Source organism: Mesorhizobium sp. WSM4830 (assembly GCF_055811495.1).
The window spans coordinates 25,295-45,571 of record NZ_JBVVQI010000038.1 but is presented as its reverse complement, the minus strand read 5'-3'; the positions used below and the strand labels follow the sequence as shown (position 1 = coordinate 45,571).

Sequence of the window (20,277 nt, the reverse complement as noted above, 5' to 3'; positions counted from 1 at the left end):
CAGGATTGAGACGGCTGACTACGCGCTTCGCCCTATCGACGTTCGCCACACAGCTTCGAAATCGGCAACGGGTACAAAAAGCCAGCACGTCCATTAGCAAGCTGGCCATGTGCATCTTCCTGAACTGCGCTTGCGTGAGGCGGTCACGGTCCCGAGGTGACGGGTAAACCGCCTTGCACTCGCGGAGCATTTTGAAGCTGCCGCGACTTTGCCGTCGGGTTTGTCAGGTCCGCGACACGGCTGTACTCCGCCAAGCTTGCGGCTGCGCATTCGTGCAAGCTCTTGAAGGGTATATATAAAATCTCCTGCAGGGCTTTTCCGCGCCGCTGGCACGACTTTTGAAGCTCTCTCGTGAGGCGGCAGCTACCGCCTGGCGTTCATGTGTGGGTGACATCGTGATCAATGCAATCAAGCAAGACAACATGTCGGGTCCGCGTCGAGCCGATCTGTCCAAAGGCATCGCCTGTGAAAGCCCGACCGGCGTGACTGGCGTGGACACCCGCAGTTCGCCTGGCACCGGCCAAAGGCCATCGATCGAGGAGCAGATGAGATTCGACCAGCATGTTTGCTCATGCCCTCATCGCCTGCGCTCGCGGAAATCGGCGAAGCGATGTCGACGGGTACCGCCTCTCGCGTGCCGCGCTACCGATGTCCTGGAAGAGACGACCGGCCTGAACCCGTTGTGGGGGAGAGCTTCATTTCCGGCTCGCCGTTCGAAGCTGGAAAACGCCGCTTATCCGACGATTTCGCTCGTCGGCTCTTTGGCGGGCAGGCAGCGGTCTGGCCAAGACGGCAACAAGCTTCCGGATGGCCAAGATGCCATGCCGCGCGGCCTGGTTAGTGGTTAGACGGCAGGAGAAATCCAATGGCGATCAACCCGGTTCCAGATCATGTCCCGCCCGAAATGGTGAGAGACTTCAGCCTGTTCACATCGCCAGGCATGCCACCAACGCCCAACGGGGATCCACACGCAGCCGTCGCTTGCGCCCATGACGGGCCTCCAATCTTCTATTCCCCCTACAACACGCAAGATGGCCGGGGCACCTGGGTGATCACCCGCGCTGCAGACCAGCGTAAGGTGTTGCAGGACGCTGAAACTTTTTCCAGCCATCGCAGCATCTTCTCCTCTATACTGGGCGAAACCTGGCCGACGATCCCGCTTGAGCTCGATCCACCGGCCCATGGCGTCTTTCGCTCGCTACTCAGTCCGCTGCTTTCGCCCAAGCGGGTGACGGCACTGGAACCGGCTGTCCGTGAGCGAGCGATAGCCCTGATCGACGGGATCACCGCATCGGGCACGAGCTGCGACGTCATGAAGGATTTTGCCTTTCCGTTCACTGTCAGCATCTTCCTTCGCTTTCTGGGGTTGCCGGATCAGGGACTCGATACATTTGTCGGCTGGGCGAAAGATCTGCTCCACGGCAACGATGTGGAACGACCTGTGGCTGCCCGCAAGATTGTGGCTTTCATCGACGAACTTGCAACCAATCGCCGCAAGGATCCGGTCGACGATCTCATGACCTTCATCGTGCAGGCACAGGTCGAGGGCCGCCGGCTAACCGACGAGGAGATCCGTGGCATCGGCGTGCTTGTCTTCGTCGCGGGACTTGACACCGTCGCAGCAGCTATAGGCTTTGACCTGGCTTATCTAGCGCGCAACCTCAAGGATCAGGAACTGCTGCGCAGCGAACCGGACCGCATCCTGCTCGCAACCGAAGAATTGCTGCGGGCCTATCCGCCCATTCAGTTGATCCGCGTGGCTACGAAAGATATCGACTTCGAAGGCGCGCCGATCCGAAAGGGGGACTATGTGTCCTGCGCCACGATGATTGCAAATCGCGACCCGGAGGAATTCGACTCCCCCAACACGGTCGATCTGGCGCGAGAGCACAACCGCCACGCCGCCTTTGGCTATGGTCCCCACCGTTGCCTTGGCTCACACCTTGCCCGGCGCGAGATTGTCATTGGCCTGGAGGAGTGGCTGGCGCGCATACCGACCTTCCGGATCAAGGAGGGTACTTTTCCCATCACCTGTGGCGGCCATGTGTTCGGGATCGAAAATCTGATCCTGGACTGGTCATGACCATTGCCGTCCCGAGCCATGCCAAGACAATGGAGGCAGCGCTATGCGCATTATCGTCCACAATGCCAAATGCCAGGGTCACGCGCGATGCTCGGCGCAAGCGCCGGACATATTCAAGCTTGATGACGAGGGCTACATCCTGCCGGGTGACATTGAGGTTGCGGAGGGGGAGCAACTGCGTGCGTCACAAGGCGCGCGATCCTGCCCCGAATGTGCGCTGGAAGTCGATCGCACATCGGCCGCGCGGTTCGAACCAGCCGCCATTCAACCAAGAGCTGGGGAAGATTAGGTGGAATCGACGAGACCTAGCCCCACACCGCAAAGCAAGGCGTCCGGCCCCTTCCCTGCCTACCTCCTCTCCCGCATCGAGACCTCCATGACACGCACGCGACACGTGAAGTTCGCCTCCGTTCTGGCTTCTTCAATTGCCGATGGGTTCGTCCTTGCACGCACCTAGAGGCGCGAAACGCCTTCCAATCTCAGAATTTGCGACAGAGCGATGGGCCAGGAAAAAATCACCGAATTACTCGACCGCGAGGCGATCCGCGACTGCCTTTATCGGTACTGCCGCGGCATAGACCGCGCGGATGAGGCTGCGCTGCGCAGTGCGTATTGGCCCGATGCGCATGACAATCACGGCGCCTATGGTGGCTCAGCCGAGGGCTTCATTGAGTTTGCGCTTGGTGTCTTCAAGACCGGACCGCGCTTAATCCACCAGATCACGAACGTATTGATTGAATTCATCGATCCGGCGGAGGCCGTGGTCGAGAGCTATTTCACCGCGCTGCAACGCGGACCAGACAACGACGGAGAAGCACGCCAGGTGCTCCTCTGCGGCCGTTACTGCGATCTGCTTCAGAAGAGGGAAGGGGCGTGGCGCATTGCCGAACGGACCGTGGTTTACGATTGGTTCGAAGAGCAGACCCCACCAGCGGTCCCCGAGGAAGAGCGGTTCGGCTTACGGCAACCTATCGGAGCAGCGCATCCCAATGACCCGGTTTACGCGCTCAGGAAGCGCCGCAGCTCGTCATCAAAATGAAAATGCGATGCTTGCCACCCCAATGCTTTCCAACGTCCCAACTGGAGAGCCGCATCGCGGGAGCGGTCCCGGAAAGCTACGCGATTATCGCGAGCACATCGATGTGCTGTGGCCCGGCGATGTCGTCTCCTACAAGGCGCATGTTCGCGGCAAAGGCTTGGGCAGCGCACGGATTGTCTATTTTCACGGCGTTCCGAAGCCGCCGGCAGTCGATGAATCTTGGGTGAGGGAGTATTGGAATTGACCTGCATTGTAGGCTTGGTTTCCGGCAAGGAAGTATTGATTGGCGGCGACAGTGCCGGAGTTTCGGGGCTTGACCTTATAGTAAGGTCTGACTCCAAGGTGTTCCGAAATGGCCCGTTTGTAATCGGCTTCACAACATCATTTCGGATGGGACAACTACTCGCCCACTCTTTCACTCCGCCAGTTCGCCGGACGGATCAGGATGTATATGCATTCATGGTAACTGACTTTGTAAATGAAGTCAGAGCCTGCCTAAAAAACGGCGGATATGCTGTGCGTGTAAACGAAGCAGAAAAGGGCGGGGATTTTCTGGTAGCTTACGAGGGACGTCTTTTTGAAATTAGTAGCGACTATCAGGTAGGAGAAAATATGGATGGAATCGCGGCTTGCGGTTGCGGCGCACGAATAGCCCTTGGCGCGATGTTCGCCACGCCGAAAGTAAACCCCAAAGAGAGAGTTATTTTGGCGCTTCAGGCGGCAGAAAACTTTAGCGGGGGCGTCAGGGGTCCATTTCTGATCGTCTCCAGCAAAGAATGATCGATCCGGGGAAGGTCTGCCTGTTCATTCCGGGCCACCTGAAAAAGTTCAAGCTCGATCTGTTTAATCGCATAGGCGACAGGATCAAAGCCGCCGGCGGGCAAATCGTCAGGGCGGAATTCGCGGCGCTCGATCGCTTGCCTGACGAGATCATTCCGATCGTCGGATGGACGCCCGAGCTCAAGCGGTTCATCGACAAATGGCGCAGGACGGGGCGCCGATGGATACTCGGATCGCGGCTATGCCCGACGCGTCTTCGCCACCGATCTGCCGACCGGCGACAATGGCGGCTACTATCGCTGGCATGTCGGCTCGTTCCAGATGCAGTCTATCCGGGATGTTCCCGGCGACCGCTGGAAGGCGCTGAAAACCGAAGTCTGGCCATGGGCAAGGACCGGCCGCCACATTGTCGTAGCCGAGCCGTCCGAGACCTATGAGCGCTTTCACGGCATCGAAGGCTGGACGCGGCAGACGGTGGCGAGGCTGAACAAGCTGACCGACCGGCCGCTGCTGATCCGCAACAAGGAAATGCAGCGCTTCGGCCGCAAACTGCATGAGGATCTGAAGGGCGCGCACTGCCTGGTCACGCACGGCTCGAACGCCGCGGTCGAGGCGGTCATCATGGGCTGCCCGGTGTTCGTGCACCAGGACAGCGCCGCTGCGCTGGTCGGCCGCTGCGGCCTCAGCCGGATCGAAGAACCTTACTATCCCGACCGCCAGCCCTGGCTCAATTCGCTGGCCTGCTGCCAGTTTTCGGAACGGGAACTGGTCGATGGAACCCTGTGGAAGATGATCGAATGAGCTATTTGACACAGTCCGAGGCTTCACTGCTGGCCGACATCATCGCCGGCCTTGAAGATCGTGGCTTCGACTACAATCCGCTGACGACATCGCTGCCTCAATATCTGGCGACGTGCCTGGGTGACGCAACCGCCTATAAGCGAAAATCCGTCGCGCAGATGCTGGCCGAGCTGAACAGCATTTCGGCGGCAGCGTCCTTTCGCACCTCACGTCTTCAGTGGCGCAGCTGCGGGAGGGCTTGACGCATTGGTGGGGAGCGAGGGAGGGGCGCGCAGTCCTCGTTCAGCGCCATCGCCAATCTCATTGCGGCCGACAACCGCGACGTCAATATTTTGGCTATTGGGGATAGCACCAGTAACGAAACGTCTGAGTGGGTTTATCTCTTCTTTTCCGGTGCGATCGCGCCGACACATTCGATTGTCTATCATCTGTGGGACGATGTTGCTGTAGCCTATGCCTCACCCGTCACACTGTCGACCGGATCCGGCGCTCATACGATCCATGTTTGGAATGCCTCCGTTTCTGGCGCGCGCGCCATGTTCCTTTTTTGGGGTAAATTTCAGCTTGCCATCGTAGATACCGACCCCGACCTGGTGATCTGGAACGTTGGGATCAACAATAGGACGGCCGGCAGCGATCCTTGTCCCTAGCGAAATCGTCTCGCCGCTCGAAGATGTTCGCCGCGCGTTTCCGACGATCCCCCACATTGCCATTTGCCAGCAGCCGAATCGCGACGACAACTCCATGAAGGTCGTTAACGACGCTTGGCACTGGATAAAAGACAGATGGGAACGGCCTCGAATTGATCGAGCTCTGCGCGGAGATGGTCGCGATAGGGAAGCCGGCAGATTACTACGCAGACGCCACGCACCTCAACAGCACTGGGCAAAACTTCGAAGTCGCGCTTATTCAGGCCGCTTGGAACGCCAGGCTTCCCACAACTGTAGCAGTCGATGCGCCATGGACTGCCACTGTCGCCGAAAGCATCGTGTCTAAACGCAGATTTTGCCGCATTTTCGGGCGCGCTCCCCGATAATAGGGCATCGGTGGGCACCATAACGGCAGCCAAGGAACTCACCATCGTCGACGCTGGTGACCCATACTCAGTCAGGATCACCGGCGTTGGCTCCCAGCCCCGTTTGCGGCAGGCTACGGCCGGCACAGAGCGAAACAAGGCGCGGGGCAACTCCGTCACCTTGTGGGTTCGGCAGTACCTGCCGGCCGCCCTCGCATCGACCGGGGGTCGCATTTCTTTTTCCTACAGCAGCGTGGGAGGTGACCTTACCGTGACCTCAAGAGCGGCTGTTGATGCGCGGGATGGTTGGCATTCCTTGATGCTGGTTGGGATACCGGTCCCGGCCGATGCTCTTAGCCCGACCATACAACTGTATCACGATAGCGCGGCTTCGCCCGACACTGACCCTGCATATTTCGCTCACGCGGGCATGGCGGTCAGCGAAGTACCGCGCGGCATCTAGGGCAAACACCTGATGAACATACTCGGCTTCAACATTTCGCGCACCAAGGCCGCGCCGCCCGTTCCGGTGTCTGAGAATCGCGGGGGTGGTACAGCATACTGGAAAGTTTCACGGGTGCTTGGCAGACCAACATCGTCGTGGAGTTCAACAGCGTGCTGGCCAATCACGTCGTCTTCGCCTGCATGACGCTGATCGCCTCGGATATTCCAAGCTCCGCGTCAAGCTGGTCGAGCAAGACGCCAACGGCATCTGGACGGAGACCAAGAGCCCGGCGTTTTCGCCTGTGCTGAAAAAGCCGAACGGCTTCCAGAACCGCATCCAGTACTGGGAGAATTACTTTCTCTCCAAGCTGATGCGCGGCAACGTCTACGTCCTGAAAATCCGCGACGGCAGCAGGGTGGTTCGCTCGCAGATCGTGCTGGCGCCGGATCGCGTGACGCCGCTGGTCGCCGATGACGGCTCAGTGTTCTACCAGCTGCGCACCGACAATGTCAGCGGGATCAAAGAGGACATCATGGTCCCCGCCAGCGAGATCATCCACGACCGCTTCAACTGCCTGTTTCATCCGCTGGTCGGGCTGTCGCCGATCTACGCCGCCGGCGTGGCGGCAACGCAAGGTTTGAACATCCTCGACAGCTCGACGCAGTTTTTTGGCAACAGGAGCCGGCCCGGCGGCGTTCTGACCGCACCCGGGTCGATCAGCCAGGAAACCGCCGATCGTCTCAAGGCCGCGTTCGATACCAACTACAGCGGCGAGAACGCCGGCAAAATTGCCGTGCTTGGCGACGATTTGAAATTCGAGCCGATCGCGATGAACGCCACCGATTCGCAGCTGATCGAGCAACTGAAATGGACGGCCGAAGTGGTCTGCTCGACCTTCCACGTTCCGCCAAGGAACCCTCTTTAGCCCCCATGAGACCCGACTTTATGTGGCGGATACCGGATGAATGCGTGGATCCGACCCAAAACATTCTTTGTGTCTTTGACGTCGGCAAATTGTCTGAAGGAGAGGTATTTCACGCCGTCAGCCGGTATGACAGATTAAGACATGCCGGCCTATTGGACAAAAATCTTACCAAAAGTTCGGTTGGGGCTTGGCCGACACAACAGCGCTGGACTTTACAACTGGTGCGTCGCCTAAGAAAAGGCCCGCCTGTCGCTTGGCAGATGGGGTGGTTGCCGTCCTCCCCTAACGTCAATAGCGGTCGCAAGTAACGCAATCCGACATCTCCTGTCGCGTATGTCGGGTTCGCCACACAAGTTTATTTAGCCAATTTAATGTTTTTGCCAAATGTTAAATAGCTGAAAAATAATCATAAAATTCCTTTTCGATCCAGCCGGCCAAATTGGCACGAGTTTTGAAACGATCGGTGCGAGGCGCCGGGATCTGCCGACCGGACTTCAAGTCGCGGGTAGCCGCTATGGATGGAAAGAAGGAAGGAAAGCAACATGTCAGGTCTGCGTCAGATCGCATTCTACGGAAAGGGAGGCATCGGCAAATCCACCACCTCTCAAAATACGCTCGCTGCCCTGGTCGACCTCGGACAGAGAATCCTCATCGTCGGCTGCGACCCGAAAGCCGATTCCACCCGCCTGATCCTGAACGCAAAGGCGCAGGATACGGTTCTGCATCTCGCCGCCCAGGAAGGTTCTGTGGAAGACCTTGAACTCCAGGACGTGCTCAAGATCGGCTACAAAGACATCAAGTGCGTGGAGTCCGGCGGCCCCGAGCCGGGTGTCGGCTGCGCCGGCCGCGGCGTCATCACCTCGATCAACTTCCTCGAGGAGAACGGCGCCTATGACAATGTCGACTACGTCTCCTACGACGTGCTGGGCGACGTGGTGTGCGGCGGCTTCGCGATGCCGATTCGCGAAAACAAGGCCCAGGAAATCTACATCGTCATGTCCGGCGAGATGATGGCGCTCTATGCCGCCAACAACATCGCCAAGGGTATCCTGAAATACGCGCATTCGGGCGGCGTGCGGCTTGGCGGGCTGATCTGCAACGAGCGCCAGACCGACCGCGAGCTCGACCTCTCCGAGGCGCTGGCCGCAAGGCTCAATTCCAAGCTCATCCACTTCGTGCCGCGCGACAACATCGTCCAGCACGCCGAACTGAGGAAGATGACGGTAATCCAGTATGCCCCGGACTCCAAACAGGCAGGGGAGTACCGCGCATTGGCCGAGAAGATCCATGTCAATTCGGGCCAGGGCACCATCCCGACCCCAATCACTATGGAGGAGCTCGAGGACATGCTGCTCGACTTCGGCATCATGAAGACAGACGAGCAAATGCTTGCCGAGCTTCAAGCCAAGGAAGCGAAATTGGCCGTCGCTCAGTAACCGCCGCTACCGACAGGGGGCGCCGACCGTGACCTGGCGCCCCTTTCTGCGAAACAAGGCCTCGTTGGCGAGGCGTTACCCGAACCTTGAAAGGGGCAGGTCCCATGGGCCTCGACTATGAGAATGACGGCGCTTTGCATGCGAAGCTTATCGAGGACGTGCTGTCCCAATATCCAGACAAGGCGGCGAAGCGCCGCAAGAAGCACCTCAGTGTCGCAACGAGCAAGGACGAGGCCGGAGGGGAGGACAAGGGCCCTTCCGAATGCGACGTCAAATCGAACATCAAATCCATTCCGGGCGTGATGACAATCCGCGGCTGCGCCTATGCCGGCTCCAAGGGCGTGGTGTGGGGTCCGGTCAAGGATATGGTCCACATCTCGCACGGGCCGGTCGGCTGTGGGCAATATTCCTGGTCGCAACGCCGCAACTATTACGTCGGCACGACGGGCATCGACACGTTCGTGACAATGCAGTTCACCTCCGACTTCCAGGAGAAGGACATCGTTTTCGGCGGCGACAAGAAGCTGGAAAAGATCATCGACGAGATCGAGGACCTGTTTCCGCTCAGTGGGGGCATCTCGGTGCAGTCCGAATGCCCGATCGGCCTGATCGGGGACGATATCGAGGCAGTGTCGCGCAAGAAAGCCAAGGAGCACGAAAAGACGATTGTACCGGTGCGCTGCGAAGGTTTCCGCGGCGTTTCACAATCGCTCGGCCACCACATTGCAAATGATGCGATCCGCGATTGGGTGTTCGACAAGGAGGATGTCGAGTTCGAGTCCGGCCCATACGACGTCAACGTCGTCGGCGACTACAACATTGGCGGCGATGCCTGGGCTTCGCGAATCCTGCTCGAGGAGATTGGGCTTCGTGTGGTCGGCAACTGGTCGGGCGACGCCACGCTCGCCGAGATAGAGCGCGCGCCCAAGGCCAAGCTCAACCTGATCCACTGCTACCGGTCGATGAACTACATTTGCCGGCACATGGAGGAAAAGTACGGCATCGCCTGGATGGAATACAATTTCTTCGGCCCCTCCCAGATCGAGGCCTCCCTGCGCAACATCGCCAAGCATTTCGGCCCGGAAATCGAGGAGAACACCGAAAAGGTCATCGCCAAGTACCGGCCCTTGGTCGATGCCGTCATCGCCAAGTACCGACCGCGCCTCGAAGGCTGCACGGTGATGCTCTATGTCGGCGGCCTGCGCCCCCGTCACGTCATCACTGCCTACGAGGACCTCGGTATGGTGATCGTTGGCACCGGCTACGAGTTCGCCCACAACGACGACTATCAGCGCACCGGCCATTACGTGAAGAATGGCACGCTCGTCTATGACGACGTCACGAGTTTTGAACTGGAGAAGTTCATCGAAGGCATCCGCCCGGATCTCGTTGGCTCCGGTATCAAGGAGAAGTACCCGGTGCAGAAGATGGGCATCCCGTTCCGCCAGATGCACTCCTGGGACTATTCCGGCCCGTATCACGGCTATGACGGCTTCGCCATTTTCGCCCGCGACATGGATCTGGCCATCAACAACCCTGTCTGGGGTCTCTACCGCGCGCCGTGGAAGAAGATGAAGGACGAGCCGCTGAGGGCAGTCGCCGCCGAATGAGGACTGGCCTCCCGCCAGGCAGGGAGGCCGATAAATGCTTGGGGCGCACTCGATCCGCGGGAGGCCCTTTAACGTCTTGATATCCCTGTGCTGCCGCTTGGCGCGGCCAGATGGAAAAGGTGACCACCATGCCGCAATCGGCCGAAAAAGTTCTCGACCATGCTCCCCTGTTCCGCGAGCCTGAATACAGACAAATGCTTGCCGAGAAGAAACTGAATTTCGAATGTCCGCACCCTGATCAGATCGTCACCGACCAACGCGAATTGACCAAGACTTGGGAATACCGCGAAAAGAACCTCGCTCGCGAGGCGCTTGTCATAAACCCCGCCAAGGCCTGCCAGCCGCTCGGCGCGGTGTTCGCGGCCGCGGGCTTTGAGCGGACCATGTCTTTCGTCCACGGTAGCCAGGGCTGCGTTGCCTACTACCGCTCGCATCTGTCGCGACATTTCAAGGAGCCTTCGTCAGCGGTTTCCTCCTCCATGACCGAGGACGCGGCAGTGTTTGGCGGCCTGAAGAACATGGTCGACGGGCTCGCCAATACCTACAAGCTCTACGACCCCAAGATGATCGCCGTCTCGACCACCTGCATGGCCGAAGTCATAGGCGACGACCTGCGGAGCTTCATAGAGAACGCCAAGAACGAAGGCTCGGTCCCCTGCGACTTCGACGTGCCTTTCGCTCATACGCCTGCCTTCGTCGGCAGCCATGTCGATGGCTATGACGGCATGGTGAAGGGCGTTCTGGAGCATTTCTGGAAGGGCAGCGAGCGCTCGCAAGCCGCTGGGGCCATCAACATCATTCCAGGCTTCGACGGATTCTGCGTCGGCAACAACCGGGAACTCAAGCGCCTCCTCGACCTGATGGCTGTCACCTATACCTTCATTCAGGACGCCTCAGACCAGTTCGACACGCCCTCGGACGGCGAATACCGCATGTATGACGGAGGCACAAAAATCGAAGACGTGAAAGGGGCACTCAACGCGGAGGCCACACTGTCGCTGCAGCACTACAACACCCGCAAGACGCTGGAATATTGCAATGAGGTCGGGCAAGCGACGGCATCCTTCCACTATCCGCTAGGTGTCCAGGCGACCGACGAGTTCCTGATGAAGGTCTCGGCCATTTCCGGCAAGGAGATCCCCGAGACAATCCGGATGGAGCGCGGCCGACTCGTTGACGCCATGGCGGACAGCCAGTCATGGCTGCACGGCAAGAAATACGCAATCTACGGCGATCCGGACTTCGTCTACGCCATGGCCCGCTTTGTCATGGAAACTGGTGGCGAGCCGACCCACTGCCTCGCCACTAACGGCACCAGTGCCTGGCAAGCCGAGATCAAGGAACTGCTCGCCTCCTCGTCCTTCGGCCAGGATGCCCAGGTCTGGGCGGGCAAGGATCTCTGGGCAATGCGCTCGCTGCTCTTTACAGAGCCGGTGGACCTGCTGATCGGCAATTCCTATGGCAAGTATCTGGAGCGCGACACGGGCACGCCGCTGATCCGGCTGATGTTTCCAATCTTCGACCGGCACCACCACCATCGCTTTGCGCTCATGGGCTACCAGGGCGGTTTACGCGTGCTGACGACCATCCTCGACAAGATATTCGACAAGCTCGATCGTGAGACGAGCGAGACGGGCGTGACGGATTATTCCTATGACCTCACCCGCTGAAAGCCGGTGCCGGCTTTTCACTGTGGCCGCCCATCGCCCAATGGACTTCGGAGACTGACGCCATGACCTCGCTCAGTGCCAAGATCCAGGACGTTTTCGACGAGCCCGCCTGCGATAACAACCGCGGCAAGGATGCCAAGGCGCGCAAGGAGGGCTGCTCGAAGCCGCTGGCCCCCGGGGCGGCAGCCGGCGGCTGCGCCTTTGACGGCGCCAAGATCGTCCTGCAGCCGATCACCGACGTTGCGCACCTGGTCCATGCGCCGCTCGCCTGCGAGGGCAATTCCTGGGACAACAGAGGCGCAGCTTCGTCCGGACCAACCCTGTGGCGGACAAGCTTCACAACCGACCTCACCGAACTCGACGTCGTAATGGGGCAGGGCGAGCGGAAGCTCTTCAAGGCGATCCGCGAAATCAAGGAAACATATGCGCCGCCGGCAGTCTTCGTCTATTCGACTTGCGTGACGGCGCTGATCGGCGACGACATCGAGGCCGTGTGCAAACGCGCGGCCGAAAAATTCGGCTTGGCCGTGGTGCCGATCAATGCGCCGGGCTTCGTCGGCTCCAAAAACCTCGGCAACAAACTCGCCGCCGAAGCGTTGCTCGATCATGTCATCGGCACGGTGGAACCCGACGACGCCGGGCCATGCGACATCAACATCCTTGGCGAATTCAACCTCTCTGGCGAATTCTGGCTGGTGAAGCCGCTGCTTGATCGGCTCGGCATCCGGGTGCGCGCCTGCATTCCGGGCGATGCTCGTTACATCGACGTTGCATCCGCGCACCGCGCCCGGGCGGCCATGATGGTGTGCTCGAGCGCACTCATCAATCTGGCCCGCAAGATGGAGGAGCGCTGGGACATCCCGTTCTTCGAGGGCTCCTTCTACGGCATAACCGATACCTCGGAAGCACTTCGCAACATTGCTGAGCTGCTGGTGAGGAAGGGCGCCGATGCGGAGATCCTCGATCGCACAGAGACGCTGATTGCTGAGCAGGAGGCGATTGCGTGGAAGAAGCTCGAGGCCTACCGCCGGCGGCTTCAAGGCAAGCGCGTGCTGCTCAATACAGGTGGTGTGAAGTCCTGGTCAGTGGTCCATGCGTTGATGGAGATCGGCATGGAGATCGTCGGCACCTCGGTCAAGAAATCCACAGTCGAAGACAAGGAACGCATCAAACAGATGGTCAAGGACGAGAACCACATGTTCGAGCAGATGGCAGCGCGCGACCTTTACGCCATGCTCTCAGAAGGCAACGCCGATATCATGCTGTCAGGCGGGCGCACGCAATTCGTCGCGCTCAAGGCCAAGACGCCCTGGCTCGACATCAACCAGGAGCGCCAACACCCATACGCCGGTTATGACGGTATGGTGGAACTCGTACGCCAGATCGACCTCGCCATCCATAACCCGATCTGGGGCCAGGTGCGGGAGCCGGCCCCGTGGGATTGCCAGCCTGCCGTGGAGGAGGATCTGGCGAGCACGAACAACGGGACCGCGAGTGTGAACGCTTTCAACGAATTCGCCGGCGCGACGGCTCACCGCTTCGGCCCCCGTTGAGGAAATCCGATGGTCCGCATCCTTCGCAATACCAAATCAGCGGCGGTCAACCCGCTGAAGTCGTCGCAGCCGCTGGGTGCCGCCTTCGCTTTTCTTGGAGTCGACGGTGCGATGCCCCTGTTCCACGGCAGCCAAGGCTGCACCAGCTTCGCGCTCGTGCTTTTCGTGCGGCATTTCAAGGAAGCGATCCCCTTGCAGACAACGGCGATGGACGAGGTGGCAACCATACTCGGCGGAGCGGACCATCTGGAAGAGGCGATCCTCAACCTCAAAACCCGCACAAACCCAAAGCTGATAGGGGTGTGCACGACCGCGCTCGTGGAGACCCGTGGCGAAGATTGCGCGAGTGATATCGCCAACCTCAAGCTGAAGCACATGGAAGAGCTCGCAGGTACAGAGGTCGTGCTGGCCAACACGCCTGATTTTGACGGCGCGATCGAACAAGGTTGGGCCAAGGCTGTCGCGGCGATGATCGAAGGGATTACACGGTCGGGCACACGGACGCGGCAGCCGAAGAAGATCGCGATCCTGCCCGGATGCAACCTCACTGTCGCTGACCTCGAGCATTTGCGTGATATGGTTGAAAGTTTTGGGCTCAAGCCGGTTATCCTGCCGGACGTCTCCGGCTCACTCGACGGTATGGTTCCTGGCCGCTGGGTAACGACTACCTATGGCGGCACCAGCGTCGAGGAAATCCGCGAGCTTGGCACCGCCGCGCAATGCATCGTTATCGGCGAGCACATGCGCCACCCGGCGAAAATGCTGCACGGTTTGACCGGCGTGCCGTTCGTGATGTTCCAGTCGCTGACCGGCTTGAAGGCTGTCGACCGGTTCGTCTCGCTGCTGTCGGCGGTTTCGGGCGCGGCGGTGCCGGCCCGAGTGCGGCGTCGCCGGGCGCAATTGCAGGATGCGTTGCTCGACGGACATTTTCATTTCGGAGGCAAGAAAATTGCTATCGCTGCTGAACCAGACCAACTCTATCAATTCGCAACCTTCTTCACGGGCATGGGGTCCGAAATCGCGGCGGCGGTCACGACGACCGATATGTCGAAAATTCTGGAAAGGGTACCGGCGGAGTCGATTCAGATCGGCGATCTCGGCGATTTGGAAGCGCTTGCGGGCGACGCTGATCTTCTGGTCACCCATTCACATGGACGCCAGGCGTCGCAACGTCTTGGCATTCCCCTTATGCGCGTCGGCTTCCCCGTCTTCGACCGGCTCGGCAGCCAGCACAAGCTCTCAATCCTCTATCAAGGGACCCGTGATCTGGTTTTCGAGGTCGCCAACATGTTCCAAGCCAACCGGCATGCGCCGACGTCTGAGGGACTTGATCCATTCCGCAACCGGGAAACGCAGGGTGGGCCCCGTTCGTCGCCTCTCACTAGTCACTGACGAGGTTCAAGCTCCAATGCGTGAACGACAAGCAGGCGCTTTGCGCGTGGCAATCGCAACCCAAGACATGAAGGAGCTCAATGCGCATTTCGGGTCGGCGAGGCGCTTTGCTGTCTACGACGTGACGCGCGAGGAGTGGCATCTCGTGGAAGCCGTTGCCTTCGATGAGGTTTCCGATGAGAGCGGGAAGCATCGGACCGAGGGCGATGACCGCATCACGCCGAAGGTGGAGGCGCTGAAGGGCTGCCAGCTGCTGTTTTGTCTGGCCATCGGCGGACCTTCGGCAGCGAAGGTTGTTGCGGCAAAAATCCATCCAATCAAGGTGCCGCAGCCACAAACCATCCAAGAGGTACTGTTGCGCACGCAGACGATGCTCAGGACATGTCCTCCGCCCTGGCTACGCAAGGTGCTGGCCGAAGCTGGTGTCGCCGAAAAGAAACCGTCCTTCGATGACGAGGACTGAAACGAGGAAAGAGCCAAATGTTTGAAGTCGCGAGCCCTGCTGCCAACGAGGACGAGACGGCCCTTGCCAGCCCGTTCGTCAAATGCCTCGTGCGGCTGATCCGTGCTCAGGATTCCCACGGGTCATGGAATGGCAAAGCGGACGCTGAGTTGCTGGCCGACTTCATAGTCAGCAAGGAACAGCGCCGTACGATTCCAATCATCGGCGATCCCGATCCGGACGTGCTGTGGAGGCTCGACAAGTTCTACACTGCCGTCGCCCTTGCGATCGAGGAGCGCTCCGGCCTGATGGCATCGCCGATGATCGAAATGAGCCATGAGGGCTTCGGGCGCGTGCTTTTCACCGCCGGGCGGCTGGTCGTTCTGTCCAAGACCCTGCGCGACGTCCATCGGTTCGGTTTCGAGACGTTCTGCAAACTCGCCGCGGCCGGTACGAAACTGGCCGACGATGCCATTGCAGCCATCGACGCCTATCCCGAGGTGGCACGCGCATGAAACCGATTTTCGAGCAAGAGGATCATGTCAGGCCTTGAGGAGCCGCGATGGCCAGCCCACGCGGCCGACGCGGTCGAGGCCGATTTGGTTCTCGGGGTAGCGCTAATGAAGCCACTCGTCCTGATCTGTTCGCAAGATGCGGAGTTCTATCTATTCCTCAGCCACATACTGGAGGTGGACGGCTTCGCCAGTGAGCCGGCAGGCGGCGCGAAGGAAGCACTTGCAATGGCCGACGAACGGGAATTCCAGGCCGTGGTGCTGGACTGCGGGCCAGCCAGCATAACCGGGTCTGCAATCTGCGCCCGGCTCAAGCGCGAGCCCCGGACCAGCGGGCTGCCGATTATTGCCCTGGTCGCGCCCGGCGCCGAGAACCAGCACCTCGATCTCCTGAAGGCTGGCATTGACGAGAGCTTTGTGCGGCCGATCGCCCCGGCCAAGCTGCTCGATTGTCTGCGGGAGAGGCTCGCGCTGACGAAGCGGGGCGCAAATGGTCTTGAAAACGGCGGCTGGCTCTCTTGTGGCGGCCTCGAGATGAAGCTCGACGCCCACCGGGTTCGCGGCAATGGCCACGACATCCACCTCGGACCCATCGAGTTCAACGTGCTGCGGCTTATGATTGAAGCTCCCGGGAAGGTCTTCAGCCGGGACGAGCTAATCGGCGCGGCCTGGCCGGCCAATATCCATGTTGGTGTACGCACCGTCGATGTCCATATCAGCCGGATCAGAAAAGCCCTGAAAACGGCATCGCCCGGCAGCGTCATTCGCACCGTCAGGTCGGCCGGCTACTCGCTCGAGAAGCCGGACGGCTGAATCACATGCCGGGTCTGGTGCCCCCCTTTCCCTCGCGCTGTGAGCCGGTCTTGCGGCCTAAACCCTAACGAATACTCAGGGAGAAGCAGGCAAATGGGTTTTAAAAGCGTACTCTGTTTGACCGGCGCTGACCATTCCGATCAGGACGTCAGAACGGCTGCCGGCTTGTGTGCCGAAGTCGGCGCGCACCTTTCCGTACTGATTATACCGCCTCCGGTGCTCCTTATGTCGCATCCGTCGATCGGAGATGGTGTTCCCGAGTGGCCGGTAGGACGTGGACAGGCAATTGCCAGATTGCACGATCGGTTTCGGCAAATCGATCGATTTACACAGGACGTGGCCAGACTGGAAAAACGCTCCAAAGACATCCAGAAACTGCTGGAATCTATGTCGCTCGCCTATGACGTTGACACCGACTGTTGCGATCCGGCCAGCCTCGGTGAATTGGCACGACAGCGGGCGCTCTGCGCCGACCTCACGATCATCGGACCGCGGCTCCTCAACGACGAGAATCTCGGACCTCCTGTTGTCAACGGCTGCTTGTTCGATACGGGAAGGCCGGTGCTCGTTGTGCCGAAGGGCTCTGAGGCGAGCCTATGGCCACGGCGCGTCTTGGTCGGTTGGGATTCGCGAGTCGAGGCGTCCCGTGCGGTTCGGGAAGCGCTGGGTCTCCTATGCGTTGCGGAGGAAGTTCGTGTCGCCCTGGTCGATCCGAAGGCGAACTACAATGGGAACGGTGCGGAGCCTGGAGCCGACATCGCTGCCTATCTCACTAGGCACGGTGCTCGGGTGTCGGTTGGCCTCCTGCCAAGTGCCGGCAAATCGGCGGCCACTGTGCTTGCGCAGCACGCAATCGACACGTCTGCCGATATGATAGTCATGGGCGCTTATGGCAGCCGTGGGCTGCGTGAGCGGCTCTTTGGCGGCGTGACGAGATGGATCTTTGAGAAGCCGACATTGCCGCTGTTTTTGGCGCGCTGACTCGTTCCGGAGTTTCACTCATGCTGTTCGAAGCTCTACTCCCTGGGTGGACCTATTCTGATGCCTTTGGGAGAAACATCGCGACGGCGCAAAGCTCCTCGGAGCCAATGTGCATGCGGCGCGGCCGGGAATATGCCTCCACTTCTTCTGTGCTGGGGTTCTGCTCGCGAGAGATGATTCGGCGCAGAGATCAAAGGCCCGCAGGGACGCTGCTCGACGCGATGAAAGCACGGCTTCGTAGGTTGGCGTAGGTCGAGAAAGAGAGGCGTGTCAGCTCGGCAGCCCGAGTTCGGAGCCGTTGCCGCCGGCCAGCACCCGCCGTGGCGGACCATGCCCTGCCACTGTTCCACGGCTGGCCCAGTTGCCAGGGGCAATACCGCCGCTGCGTGCTCCACATAGCTCAATGCGGGTGAGTTCGAGCAGCTGAAGGTGGACTCGACCCGTTTGGGGCGGCATTGTCGTCCGCGCCCACTTTCTGCGCGCGCACGGGAAGACCGAACCATACCCGCACTGCGACCACAGAATGCTGCTGGTAATTGGGCATGAATGGGTGCGGCGGTGACGGTGCTGTCGAGCCGCATAACTCTGCCAGGTGGACCCCAATCAGTCAGGCTCAAGGTCGTGGCTGCAGAATTGAGCACTGACGGGAGATACCAGTGACGAATACTTCGCTGCAGTCCTTGCTGAGGGTTAGCCCGCGCTGCAAAGCGGCCATGCGCGCGATCCTCTCCCCCCGGAGAAGCCTGCCTTAGTCCAGATCCATGGCTGGCGAAGAGATGACATTAGCGAAAATCGGGGCGAGGACATGCCGGCTCGCCCGCGAAAGGTGGATCGCGTCAAGATAGAAGACGTCTTCACCTGATTTCAGCGGGCACTTTTCCTGCCCACACAACGCTGGGACTATGGGGACGAATTGTACGGTTCGTGGCAGCAGATCCGCGAGGATTTGATTGTTCTGCCAAGATCTCTCGGCCGGCATGGTGGAGCACGGCGCATCGCCATTCATGAAGTCCGCACGGATAAGGCAAGTCAGCACATCGGTGGGCGGTTCTGGGGCTGGTCCAACCACGGCGGTCTTGATGCCACGGGTCGCCAGTGCGGCCGCGGTCTCTTTAATGGCGGACGTGAAGTTCGCTTTGGAAGCCTCCTGCGAAGGCCAGCTTCCATCCTTCGAAAGGAAGCCGCCTCCACGCCCCGAGTAGGTGTTCCAGCGGCCTGCCAGAATCACGAGTGTGACGTTGCGATCGGCAAGCACCGATTGGAGCGCGGAGGAATTGAAGGCCGGGCAATCCGCTGTCAATGGACTGGCGGGAAGCATCGTCATGTTGGGGAAAGGAGCGCACCCCGCTTTTGTAATCTGTCTGACGCGCACGCCTGTGGTCCGGGCGGCCTCGCTTAAAGAAGGGGCAAGATGGGCAGCCTGAGAATCGCCCCACAAAACGATCGTCGGAGCGATATTGCCGGAGCCGAGGAGGCATTCGCCCGTTTTGGGGATGAGCCCGCCACGCTCGAGGCAGGAAGATGCTTCGAACTTGGCCCTTTCCGCTCTAAGTGCTTGAACAGACGGGCCGCCATCAGGGCCCCGACTGGGGAAGCCGGAGCTGTTGATGATAGCCAGGGACAGACAGCACACCGCAGCCGTTGCGCCGGCGGTCGGTACCAGCCACGTCCAACCTGTAGCTCTCCGGCGGAACGGGCGCTCGACAAAGCGCCATGAGAGCGCTGACACGAGCAGCGCGGCCATTACGACAGCGACACGTTCAGAGACGAGCAATTCGCGATTTTGATAGATGCCAGCAAAGACCAGCAACGGCCAGTGCCAGAGGTAGAGCGAGTAGGAAGTCAGGCCGATGAAGCCGGCAGGGCCGATCGACAGCGCTTTTGAGGCCATTGTTTCGCGGTGGAAGCCGGCGGCGATGATGAGCGCCGCTCCAATGCAGGGAGCAAGCGCGTGGAGGCAAGGAAATGGCGTATCTTGATCGATCAGGAAAAGTGAAGCGGTGATGAGCGCCAGACCCGAGGCAGCGAGGAGTTCCGCAACCGTTTGGTTTGGCTTCATTGCCTTAGCCACAGGCAGCGCGATCAGCCCGCCCGCGAGCAGTTCCCAAGCGCGCGTCGGAAGCATGTAGAATACAAAGGGCGGGTCGCTCTGGAGCCAGTGCTGAGCGGCGTAGATGGACATGACGAATAGCGCTGCGACGATGATTGACGCCCACGGTCTCAGCCGTCGCATCATGAGTATGACTGCCAAAGGCCACAGCAAGTAAAACTGCTCCTCGACGGCTAGCGACCATGTGTGCAGGAGCGGGAGCGAGTTCGCGGCTTCAGTGAAATAGTTGGTGTTGCGGTAAAAAAAGAAGTTGCTGGAGGAAATCGCGGCGGCGATGGCGCTGTGGCCGAACCCAATGAACTCTCCCGGCGGCAACACAAACCACGCCATCGCAAAACAGGCGGCGAGCATCGCGAACAGGGCGGGGAAAATCCGTCGAACGCGGCGGTGATAGAAGTCCAGCAGCGAGAATTCGCCTCTCTCTGTCCGCTCGATGATGTCGGACGTTATCAGGAAGCCGGAGATCACAAAGAAGATGTCGACCCCAACGAACCCGCCGCTGACCGCTGAAAAGCCAGCATGGTACAGGACAACAGGAACAACGGCGATGGCCCGTAGACCTCTGATGTCCGCTCTGTACTTCATGCCGCTGATCGTCCTCAAAACGTCCTGAGCAACGCTTTTTCATGTTCGTTATTCTTGGTAAAATCGATCGTTTCGATGAGCGCAT

At 59.8% G+C, this 20,277-nt stretch carries 20 protein-coding genes; 19 read left to right on the top strand and 1 reads right to left on the bottom strand.

Features of this window, described 5'->3' with window-relative positions:
* The first annotated feature begins 383 nt into the window (after positions 1 to 383).
* The 19 genes from AC0L2Y_RS30505 (at position 384) to AC0L2Y_RS30415 (ending at position 17,497) form a co-directional block, all read left to right on the top strand.
* Complete coding sequence (locus AC0L2Y_RS30505) at positions 384 to 848, top strand: hypothetical protein (protein ID WP_473561560.1); 465 nt, start codon at positions 384 to 386, stop codon at positions 846 to 848.
* A 17-nt stretch (positions 849 to 865) separates the two neighbouring features.
* Positions 866 to 2,083 carry a cytochrome P450 gene (locus AC0L2Y_RS30500; RefSeq protein ID WP_473561558.1) on the top strand — a complete coding sequence of 406 codons (1,218 nt, stop codon included), beginning with the start codon at positions 866 to 868 and terminating at the stop codon, positions 2,081 to 2,083.
* 43 nt (positions 2,084 to 2,126) lie between these two features.
* On the top strand, positions 2,127 to 2,372 hold the full coding sequence (locus AC0L2Y_RS30495) for a ferredoxin (RefSeq protein ID WP_473503335.1): 246 nt from the start codon (positions 2,127 to 2,129) through the stop codon (positions 2,370 to 2,372).
* A 210-nt stretch (positions 2,373 to 2,582) separates the two neighbouring features.
* Positions 2,583 to 3,122 carry a nuclear transport factor 2 family protein gene (locus AC0L2Y_RS30490; protein WP_473561556.1) on the top strand — a complete coding sequence of 180 codons (540 nt, stop codon included), beginning with the start codon at positions 2,583 to 2,585 and terminating at the stop codon, positions 3,120 to 3,122.
* Positions 3,073 to 3,366 carry a hypothetical protein gene (locus AC0L2Y_RS30485; RefSeq protein WP_473561578.1) on the top strand — a complete coding sequence of 98 codons (294 nt, stop codon included), beginning with the start codon at positions 3,073 to 3,075 and terminating at the stop codon, positions 3,364 to 3,366. The genes AC0L2Y_RS30490 and AC0L2Y_RS30485 overlap by 50 nt, the downstream gene beginning before the upstream one ends.
* A complete protein-coding gene (locus AC0L2Y_RS30480; protein ID WP_473561554.1) occupies positions 3,357 to 3,902 on the top strand; it encodes a hypothetical protein in 546 nt (181 codons plus the stop codon). The genes AC0L2Y_RS30485 and AC0L2Y_RS30480 overlap by 10 nt, the downstream gene beginning before the upstream one ends.
* 321 nt (positions 3,903 to 4,223) lie before the next feature.
* On the top strand, positions 4,224 to 4,703 hold the full coding sequence (locus AC0L2Y_RS30475; protein ID WP_473561552.1) for a hypothetical protein: 480 nt from the start codon (positions 4,224 to 4,226) through the stop codon (positions 4,701 to 4,703).
* Entirely contained in the window at positions 4,700 to 4,945 is a 246-nt protein-coding gene (locus AC0L2Y_RS30470; protein ID WP_473561550.1) for a hypothetical protein, read from the top strand. Before AC0L2Y_RS30475 ends, AC0L2Y_RS30470 begins: the two co-directional genes overlap by 4 nt.
* 90 nt (positions 4,946 to 5,035) lie before the next feature.
* Positions 5,036 to 5,353 (top strand): hypothetical protein, encoded by a 318-nt coding sequence (locus AC0L2Y_RS30465; protein ID WP_473561548.1) that lies wholly within the window; start codon positions 5,036 to 5,038, stop codon positions 5,351 to 5,353.
* 946 nt (positions 5,354 to 6,299) lie between these two features.
* The gene (locus tag AC0L2Y_RS30460) at positions 6,300 to 7,088 is read left to right on the top strand and encodes a phage portal protein (RefSeq protein WP_473561546.1); all 789 of its coding nucleotides are present in this window, start codon (positions 6,300 to 6,302) and stop codon (positions 7,086 to 7,088) included.
* Between the two features lie 542 nt (positions 7,089 to 7,630).
* On the top strand, positions 7,631 to 8,524 hold the full coding sequence (nifH, locus tag AC0L2Y_RS30455; protein WP_069091073.1) for a nitrogenase iron protein: 894 nt from the start codon (positions 7,631 to 7,633) through the stop codon (positions 8,522 to 8,524).
* 104 nt (positions 8,525 to 8,628) lie between these two features.
* Entirely contained in the window at positions 8,629 to 10,134 is a 1,506-nt protein-coding gene (gene nifD / locus AC0L2Y_RS30450; RefSeq protein ID WP_126079032.1) for a nitrogenase molybdenum-iron protein alpha chain, read from the top strand.
* A gap of 128 nt (positions 10,135 to 10,262) precedes the next feature.
* Positions 10,263 to 11,804, top strand: coding sequence for a nitrogenase molybdenum-iron protein subunit beta (gene nifK, locus AC0L2Y_RS30445; protein ID WP_473561574.1), 1,542 nt, complete (start codon positions 10,263 to 10,265; stop codon positions 11,802 to 11,804).
* 62 nt (positions 11,805 to 11,866) lie between these two features.
* Positions 11,867 to 13,357, top strand: coding sequence for a nitrogenase iron-molybdenum cofactor biosynthesis protein NifE (nifE, locus tag AC0L2Y_RS30440; protein ID WP_473561544.1), 1,491 nt, complete (start codon positions 11,867 to 11,869; stop codon positions 13,355 to 13,357).
* Between the two features lie 9 nt (positions 13,358 to 13,366).
* On the top strand, positions 13,367 to 14,749 hold the full coding sequence (gene nifN, locus AC0L2Y_RS30435) for a nitrogenase iron-molybdenum cofactor biosynthesis protein NifN (RefSeq protein ID WP_473561542.1): 1,383 nt from the start codon (positions 13,367 to 13,369) through the stop codon (positions 14,747 to 14,749).
* Complete coding sequence (gene nifX, locus AC0L2Y_RS30430) at positions 14,715 to 15,212, top strand: nitrogen fixation protein NifX (protein WP_473503420.1); 498 nt, start codon at positions 14,715 to 14,717, stop codon at positions 15,210 to 15,212. The genes nifN and nifX overlap by 35 nt, the downstream gene beginning before the upstream one ends.
* 17 nt (positions 15,213 to 15,229) lie before the next feature.
* On the top strand, positions 15,230 to 15,706 hold the full coding sequence (locus AC0L2Y_RS30425) for a NifX-associated nitrogen fixation protein (RefSeq protein ID WP_473561540.1): 477 nt from the start codon (positions 15,230 to 15,232) through the stop codon (positions 15,704 to 15,706).
* A 24-nt stretch (positions 15,707 to 15,730) separates the two neighbouring features.
* Entirely contained in the window at positions 15,731 to 16,516 is a 786-nt protein-coding gene (locus AC0L2Y_RS30420; protein WP_473561538.1) for a response regulator transcription factor, read from the top strand.
* A 93-nt stretch (positions 16,517 to 16,609) separates the two neighbouring features.
* Complete coding sequence (locus AC0L2Y_RS30415; protein ID WP_473561536.1) at positions 16,610 to 17,497, top strand: universal stress protein; 888 nt, start codon at positions 16,610 to 16,612, stop codon at positions 17,495 to 17,497.
* Positions 17,498 to 18,245: 748 nt separating this feature from the next.
* Here the strand turns inward: AC0L2Y_RS30415 and AC0L2Y_RS30410 are convergent.
* Positions 18,246 to 20,192: an acyltransferase family protein gene (locus tag AC0L2Y_RS30410; protein ID WP_473561535.1), complete on the bottom strand. Its 1,947-nt coding sequence runs from the start codon at positions 20,190 to 20,192 to the stop codon at positions 18,246 to 18,248.
* Between the last annotated feature and the right edge of the window lie 85 nt (positions 20,193 to 20,277).